7 protein-coding genes are annotated in these 8,013 nt (G+C 55.2%); 4 read left to right on the top strand and 3 right to left on the bottom strand.

The window, feature by feature from the left end:
- The 4 genes from AP057_RS11455 to AP057_RS17545 all read left to right on the top strand — a co-directional run.
- Positions 1–412: UPF0236 family transposase-like protein (locus AP057_RS11455; RefSeq protein ID WP_200910070.1), on the top strand; the 412-nt coding region annotated here is incomplete at its 5' end.
- Between the two features lie 279 nt (positions 413–691).
- Entirely contained in the window at positions 692–2,299 is a 1,608-nt protein-coding gene (locus AP057_RS11450; protein WP_055358772.1) for an SWIM zinc finger family protein, read from the top strand.
- Positions 2,296–5,076, top strand: a complete 2,781-nt coding sequence (locus AP057_RS11445) for a DEAD/DEAH box helicase (protein WP_055358771.1) — start codon at positions 2,296–2,298, stop codon at positions 5,074–5,076. The genes AP057_RS11450 and AP057_RS11445 overlap by 4 nt, the downstream gene beginning before the upstream one ends.
- A 2-nt stretch (positions 5,077–5,078) precedes the next feature.
- On the top strand, positions 5,079–5,258 hold the full coding sequence (locus AP057_RS17545; protein ID WP_033013721.1) for a hypothetical protein: 180 nt from the start codon (positions 5,079–5,081) through the stop codon (positions 5,256–5,258).
- A gap of 183 nt (positions 5,259–5,441) precedes the next feature.
- On the opposite strand, the gene AP057_RS11435 is transcribed toward AP057_RS17545, so the two are convergent.
- The 3 genes from AP057_RS11435 to AP057_RS11425 all read right to left on the bottom strand — a co-directional run bounded on the left by AP057_RS11435 (position 5,442) and on the right by AP057_RS11425 (position 7,575).
- Positions 5,442–5,756 carry a Uma2 family endonuclease gene (locus AP057_RS11435; protein WP_033013720.1) on the bottom strand — a complete coding sequence of 105 codons (315 nt, stop codon included), beginning with the start codon at positions 5,754–5,756 and terminating at the stop codon, positions 5,442–5,444.
- 81 nt (positions 5,757–5,837) lie between these two features.
- Entirely contained in the window at positions 5,838–6,809 is a 972-nt protein-coding gene (locus tag AP057_RS11430) for a DUF1861 family protein (protein WP_049626727.1), read from the bottom strand.
- Positions 6,810–7,089: 280 nt separating this feature from the next.
- A complete protein-coding gene (locus tag AP057_RS11425) occupies positions 7,090–7,575 on the bottom strand; it encodes a macro domain-containing protein (protein ID WP_055358770.1) in 486 nt (161 codons plus the stop codon).
- Positions 7,576–8,013 lie beyond the last annotated feature (438 nt).

Below are 8,013 nucleotides of genomic sequence, written 5' to 3'. Positions count from 1 at the left end.
GATCGAGTCGATGCCGGGATGCATCCGGGACTATCGGGAGTGGCTGTCGGAGCAAGGGGTGGAGACGACCGGCATGCGTCCGATGGGCCACGCCGAGAGCGTGATGAGCCGGTTTGCGCATCGGGTGAAATCCCGCCGCAGCTGGAAAGACCAAGGGCTTCGGGCGTTTCTGAGRGCGATGGCRGCCCGAATCGACGGGATTTGGCGGAGAAATGGGCAGTTGGTGGAGGAAGAAGAGACCCGAACGGCGGCCTCGGCCTCAACAAAGTCCAAGCGGATCGAACAGGCCAAACGGAAGGCCGGACGGTTATGGGCAGATGTGGTGCGTCAGAATCTACCGTGTCTGCAGCGGTCATCCGGGACGCCGATCCATCAAGCGTTGTCGGCGCTCCGGGATGGTGGTTGGGTGTAAAAAAATGGAATACAATATCATCACTTCAAGATGAGGGATGAGAGTCCGAAAGCGCTTACGATATGAATTCCTGAAAATGGTTCGCTAACTAGTGATTGACAACGCCCGTAGTGAACCGAAAAAATGTTCTCCACAAAGTCTTGACTGACTCTCACGCCAAACAAACATAGCAACAGTACAATCCGCCATGCTATAATAAGTAGATATAAAGAATGAACGGAAAACGGGGGCTTTCTTCGGGAACCCATGATGCACAATGGACGGAAAGGACGGACTGATATGTTGCAGACCGCAATCTCCAAACCTCTGTTGCAAAAAGCCGCTGCCGACTTGCAGCGGGAATGGCCGTTTTCTCTCTTCCAACATGTCATCCAAAAAGGGCGGGAATTGTCACGGCAAGGGTTGGTGTATAACGTCACGGTCATAGACAGCGATTTTATCGAAGGAAAAGTCATCGACACCGCCATTCATGACGTGACGCTTGATTTGTCGGACATCTCCCTCCACAGCTGCACATGCGGGGCGGAAGATCTTTGCCCGCACGTACTGGCGCTGTTCTTTTACGTGTACGGAAATGTATTTGACAACGGCGAGTTGTTGCGGAAATGGAAACAAAGAAAGAAAAAACCGAACCGGAAAGCGGCATCGGTCCAAACACCGTCTGAACCAAACACAGCGGAATCGGTCGCCCAATGGCGGAAGCAGTTCGCCGACCTATTGGACGAGTGGAGCGCCCGCCACCGCCGCCGCAATGATTGGCCGTACCGCTTGTCCCATCAACTGTTTCCGCGACTCGTCAAAAACAGCCCGAAACACAGCGCTGTCCGTTTGTTGCATCGCTTTCATGCGGTCTTGTTTTTGCTTGACCATTTGTTCGAATACGGACGCGAACGCGGTTGGGACCGTGGGCTGTTGTTCGGATCATACGAGCAGTTTTCGTGGCAACAAGACGTCGATTATATCGCCGACGAATGGTTCGAAACGTTGGAACGGTTTCCGTCCGAACTGCTGCCCCCGTCTGTTGAAACGCAAATCGAACAGACGATCCCGTATGTACGGGAGTTGTTGCTGCGGTGGGGAAAGGCGTCCCCTTCACTCGTCTACAGCCTATACACAACCGCTTGGGAGCTGCTGTTCACGAAAGAAGCGCAGCGCCGGCAAGAGAAAGAAACGCTGATCCGCCTGGCAACGGAAAAACAGTCAACCACTCTGTTGCTAGCTGCCGCCCATCTCGCCTTTTTACTCGGCGAAGATGACGAAGCGCTCGCCATCTACCGCCAATATCCCAAGGAAGCGGCTCCGTTTTTTATCGATTGGATGGAGCGGTTCGCATCCTCGCATTCGCCGGAACGTTTCGCATCATTTTGGGCGAAAGGAAAGCAAGAGCTTGCCTTCTACATATCCGCTCTTCCAGAGATGGAGCGGTCGCCGTTTGTCAACGAAATCGGTCGGCTGTACGAATCATACGCTCGCCAACACAACAAATGGGACGACTATGAGAAGCTGTTGGCCGCATGCTTCCCATACAGCGCGAACCGCTACGTTCATTGGCTGCTCGATCAAAGGCGCTACCATGATGTAGTCGACTTATACTTATGGGGGGACGCCACCGCCCATGACATTGATCCAACATTTCTCGCCATGCTGCAAAAACAAAACCCGGCGCTCGTCTTGCCATTGTATCACCGAGCGGTCATGCGTTTTGTCGAGGCGAAAAACCGCGCAAGCTATCGCGTCGCCGTGCAATATTTAAAAAAATTGCGTGCGTGCTACCGATCGTTGAAACGAATGAACGAATGGCAGATGTATCTTGAACAGCTGTTAGCCAAAACAGCGCGCATGCGCGCGTTTCATGAAGAAGTGGAGAAAGGAAAATTGCTTCTATGATGGAACAAGCGTTGCAGACGATTACCCTTTCATGTGAATGGAGCGAAGAAGGACGATGCTTCTGGCTCAGCGGCCCGGACCGTGTTTCGAGCTGGGCGCCGCTTGTGTTCGCCTGGCATGAAGAAACCTTTTACGGCACCTTGCTTGATGTCGCGACCGTCCACGGACGCGACGCGGTGCGGCTGTCCCCGTGGCAGGCGCTCACGTTTTTCGCCTGGCGCCCGTCCAACCGTTTTCTTTCCATCAAATGGGGAGATGAGTTCACCGCCCAGCTTGAAACATGGGCGAAGCAAATCATCGACGATGTGCGCACACGCTGCTTCCGCCCCGATTTCTCGGCGTGGAAACAAGCGCAGCCGTCTGAATGGGCCGAAGCTGAGCGGACGCGTTGGCGCGGGCTCAAAGACGATCCGCACCCGCTTGTTGCGGCATGGCGGTCGCTGGCAATCGCCGACTGGCTGTCGCGCGACCCAGAGCTGCGCGGCATTTGGGGCGACATCGTTCGCGCTTATCCATTAATCGCCTCCCCCAGCGGCCAATGGATCGGAACGGAAGACGATTGGCTGGAACAAATCGGCTGGCTCGGCGACCGGCCGCCGTTTACGGTCGGGCTTCGCCTCGTCGAGCCGCCTGAGGACGGCGACGCATGGACGCTGGAAACGGTGTTCATCGCCATCGACGACAGCGTCATCACCTCTGCCCGTGATATTCCGCGCGCCTGGCGCCCATATGAATCATCGATCCAGCGCGCCATTCGCCGCATTTGCGCGATCGTGCCGTGGCTTGACGCCGGGGAGGGTCTGCGGACGGAACTGTCTAATGAAGAAGCGTGGCGTTTTTTGTCCGAAGACAGCTTAAAGCTCACCGAAGCGGGCGTACGCCTCTTGCTTCCCGACTGGTGGCACGACATCCGCCAGGCGCAGCTGTCGATCAAAGCGAAACTGTCGCCTTCCGTCAACGCCGAATCACTGTTCGGCCTTGAGCGGCTCGCTGATTTCGATTGGCGCGTCGCGACCAACGGGATTGAGCTGACGGAAGAGGAGTTTGCCGCTTTGGCGGAACAAAAGCGGCGCCTCATTCGCCTGCGCGGCCAATGGCTCATCCTTGACCCCGCCCTTGTCCGCCGCGCCCAGGCGCTCATGGAAAAGGCGAAAAAAGAAGGCGTGCCGATCCACGATATCGTGGCGCAAACGCTGCTTTCGGAAGCAGAGGAGCGTGAAGAGGCAACGGACGAATCGATCCCGATCCACATTGACGTCCATGATCAGTTCCGCGCGTTCATCCGCCAGCTCCAGCAGCTGGATGGATTGCCGAAAGCGAATGTGCCGCCGTCGTTTCGCGGCACGCTCCGCCCGTACCAGCAGCGCGGTGTCGACTGGCTCGTCTTTTTGCGCCGATTCGGCTTTGGCGCCTGCTTGGCCGATGACATGGGGCTAGGCAAAACGGTGCAGCTGCTTGCCTATTTGGCCTATGTAAAAGAAATGGAACGTCCAGACACGCCGGCGTTGCTCATTTGTCCGACCAGCGTGATCGGCAACTGGCAAAAGGAATGCGCCCGCTTCACCCCAGACTTGCGCGTCTACGTGCACCATGGACCGAACCGGACGAAAAACGATGCGTTCGTGCAAACGGCAGGCGAGGCCGATCTCGTCATTACGTCTTACAACCTTGCTCATTTGGACCAAGACGATTTAAAACAGATTCATTGGCATGCGATTTGCCTTGATGAAGCGCAAAACATTAAAAACGCGCAAACAAAACAAGCGCGCGCCATCCGCCGCTTGAGCGGAAAACATAAAATCGCCTTATCCGGCACGCCGGTTGAAAACCGTCTCGGCGAACTTTGGAGCATCTTCCACTTCCTCAACCCTGGCTATCTCGGCAGCCGTGCGGAGTTTGAGCGGCGCTTTGCCGGGCCGATTGAAAAAGAAGGAGATGCCCGCAAAAAAGCGGCGCTGCAGACGCTCATCCGCCCATTTCTCTTGCGGCGGACGAAAACGGATGAAGCGGTTGCGCTCAACTTGCCGGATAAGCTTGAACAAAAAGAGTATTGCCCGCTCACGGCCGAACAGGCTGCCTTGTACGAGCAGCTCGTCAACGACACACTCGAACGGGCAAAGGAAGCCAGTCCGTTTGCGCGGCGCGGCTTGATTTTGCAAATGCTAAACGGTGTGAAGCAAATTTGCGACCATCCGGCGCTGTATTTGAAAGAACGCCGCCCCCGCCAGCTCGTTGAACGGTCGCACAAGCTCGAAAAGCTCATCGAACTGATCGAGCAAATTCGCGCCAACGACGAATCGTGCCTCATCTTCACGCAATACGTGCGAATGGGCGAGATGATCCAACAGCTGCTTTCCGACCTGTTTGATGAGCGGGTGTTGTTTTTGCACGGAGGCGTCCCGAAACAAACGCGCGATCGAATGATCGAAGAGTTTCAAGCACGAAAAGCGCCGATTTTCCTTTTGTCGCTCAAAGCAGGCGGCACCGGACTCAACTTAACAGCTGCCAACCACGTCATCCATTTCGACCGTTGGTGGAACCCGGCGGTGGAAAACCAGGCGACCGACCGCGCCTACCGCATCGGACAGACGAAATTCGTCCACGTCCATAAATTGATCACCGTCGGGACAATCGAAGAAAAAATCGACGAGATGCTCGAACAAAAACAAGCGCTCGCCGACATCATCACCGAAGGCGAGGCATGGATCACCGAACTGTCCGATGACGAACTGCGCGACTTGCTCACCTTATCGGCCGCAGCGAAAGGAGGCGCTTGAGCATGGCGGAAGAAAAACGAAAGCGCAAGAAAAAAACGGCGGAAAACCCGTGGGAAAAGCTGCTGAAGCGGATGGAAGAAAAGCTGAACGAGCACGAAAAACGGCAAACGCAACGGGAAAGGGACACCACGCGGCTGATGAGCGCCGCCCCGACTCCATTGGACAAACAAAAAGCTCCATGAGCACGTTTTTGTCCTTCCCCGGCATGAAAATGATGAGTTTAGGCACGCGCATTTTCATGAAAAAATTCCGTGGGCAACGTTTTGCCCTTCACCCGGGCATGAACATGCCCCGTCAAGACGCGTGCCTTTTCATGAAAACAGCGTGGGATTCGTCCCACGCTGTCCGCTTTTAACGTCCTCTTGTCAACGAAACCATTCCGTCATGTCGATTTCAAGCCCGGGAACATGAACGGAGCGAACCGTTCCCGTTTTCACTTGAACATCCGCCTGCTCATATAGCCGTTCCTCATTGAGCCGGTATCCCGTCACAGCTGGCTTCATCGGATTGACAATCCCGCATTCGTGAACGCCGCACGCCATGTACAAATTGAACGTTGCGACAAGATCATGCGCCTGGTTCCACGGACTTAAAATCTCGACAATCAGCGGCGGAACCTCAATGTACTTCGTTCCATCCAACTCTTTCTCACCGCAAATGACCGTCAAATCGGGAACCATCGCCCATTACCGGCCAAAACGAAAAAAGGCCGGCCGCCCCCCTCTCATCAAAAGAAGGTGGGACGGCGCCGGTCCTTTTCCCTAAACGGAAGCATACATCCGATCAAGCTCTTGCGCTTCGTATTTCGCAAACGGGTCGATGAGCGAAATTTTTTGCGCCTCGGCGTCGCCGACGCCGGCGTACAGCTCAGCCGTGCCGTCGCCTTTGCGGATGAGTCCGCCGCTAAAGACAACGTTCGCCAAATCCGGCCGTTTCGCCGGACCATCCAAAAAGTGGGAGCGAAGCGCAAGCAATTGCAGCTCTGAACGCTCCATCGTCTCCGGGTTCAACACGAACACCATCGGGTAGTAATGGCGGTTGCCGTGCTCGTCAAAGCAAGCGATATGGCCAAGCGCCCCCACAAGCCCGTTCGCCAGCAAATGCGCCTCATTCACGCCGCCCCATTCTTCATCCATAAATTGGGCGTCCAAAATCGGCGCGGCCTCAATCACGTCCGGCGTCAACTCATCGAGCGAGAAAATGCGGGTGAACCCGATTTTCCCGCGTCCGCCTTTTTCCCCTTGCGGCCGGGTGAACACGCCGATCGAGCCATCTTTCAGCTCGACAAGGCGAATGTCCTTCATTCCGTCCGGCCCTTCGGCGAACTTTTTCAAACTGCGAATATTGCGGCCGCGGTAAAAGACCGTCCGCCAGCTCAGCTCGCCGTCAAACACCGGATGCGGAAACGTCTCCACGCCGCCGAACACCAACTGACCGTGAATGCGCGCCACAAACGGATCCTGCAAGGCGAACACCGGCGCCCCATCACGAGGAACCCAGACGCCGTCGCGCTCGACGAAAAAGTACACTTCCGATTGCTCGCTGTCGCGCGCCTCGACGCGCCCAGCGATCACCCATTCTCCTTCATCCACAAACGGTGCAGAAATATTGTAAACGTCCCGGTCCCCGACACCCGAAAAGCGAAGCTTTTCCGGCTCAAACGGCTGTGGGGCCGAACGAAATTCGTCTACTAACACTTGACATGTCTTTAATGTTGGCAATGAGAATAACATGATTCATCCCTCCGGATGGCGCCAAAAACGCCGTATGCATCGCTTTTGGCCATTTTCCCTGAACAGGTTCGAACAGGAAACGTTCTCCAACTTCCTTTCATGCCAGTCTAATCAATCGGACATGGATGGCTGCGCCACCTCCTAGGCTAGGTAAGGAAGTCAATGAAACTGGTTTGTGTGTTATATTATAATATGATATGAAGGATTGTGAAACACGTTATTCTTTGCCAAAAAAAGAAGGGCCAATCGTCTGTCAAGGCCCTTTTTTTCTTATTTTTATTTAATATGAATCAACCATTTGGATAAATGACTCGTCGATATCAACGACCACAAATTCCACATCCTCAACCGGCGCGAGCACCTCGCGAAATAACCTAGCCACTCTCGCTTTGTCAAGCCGGCCGACTCCGGTTCCCAAGGCCGGCAACGCCACCTTCTTGATTCCGTTCTCCCGACAGTGCGCGACGAGCCGCTCGAGACACGCCCGAACGATGTCATACGACGTCGCCCCTGCAGGCTGCTTCATCGTCACTAAGTGAAGGACCCCGCGAAACGGCAGCGAGCCTGCTCCTGTCACGTACAAATCGCCGGGTTTAGGGTCTTGCACTTGACAGACGCGGATCGCTTCCTCCTCGATCACACGTCCCCCCGCCCGACGGATCGCCGCCGCCACGCCGCCGCCCATCGGCCCGATGCCGTTGGCGGCATTGCAAATGTACTCGACTCCTTCCACTTTGGTCAGATCGCCGACCATGGCACGAATCATCCGAACCCCTCCTTAGCCATGTTTATTCCCCCGCTTCCTCCGCCTCCATAAACTCATCCAGAACACGGTTGATGGCAGACGATGCTTCATCGATGGCTTCCACTTGTATGAACTTCAATTCATCCTATTTCGCGCAGGAGACTCCCACTTCAACGACCAAAGGGAGTAAGTGGGAGAGGAATGCGCGTTCCCCCTTTCTTTTGTGGTATGATAGAATAAAGACGTGGAGAAAACCGTTCAATAAAGGCACTCCAATCACGGCTACTCGATGTATGGAGTTGGTTACAGGAAACGTTGTAACCGTAAAACATCGAGCGTAGGTCCGTCTGTTGTGTGTGGAAGCCAAGTACTGCCAACAGACACACCGAGAGAATCGGTAACGATGCAGGCATGACCTGCGTCGTTGGGTAGTCGTCAACCTGCCCCCTGATGCAACCC

Source organism: Geobacillus sp. Sah69, assembly GCF_001414205.1.
Lineage (GTDB): Bacteria > Bacillota > Bacilli > Bacillales > Anoxybacillaceae > Geobacillus > Geobacillus stearothermophilus.
The sequence above is the reverse complement of the archived record's forward strand: the minus strand, read 5'-3'. Positions and strand labels throughout refer to the sequence as shown.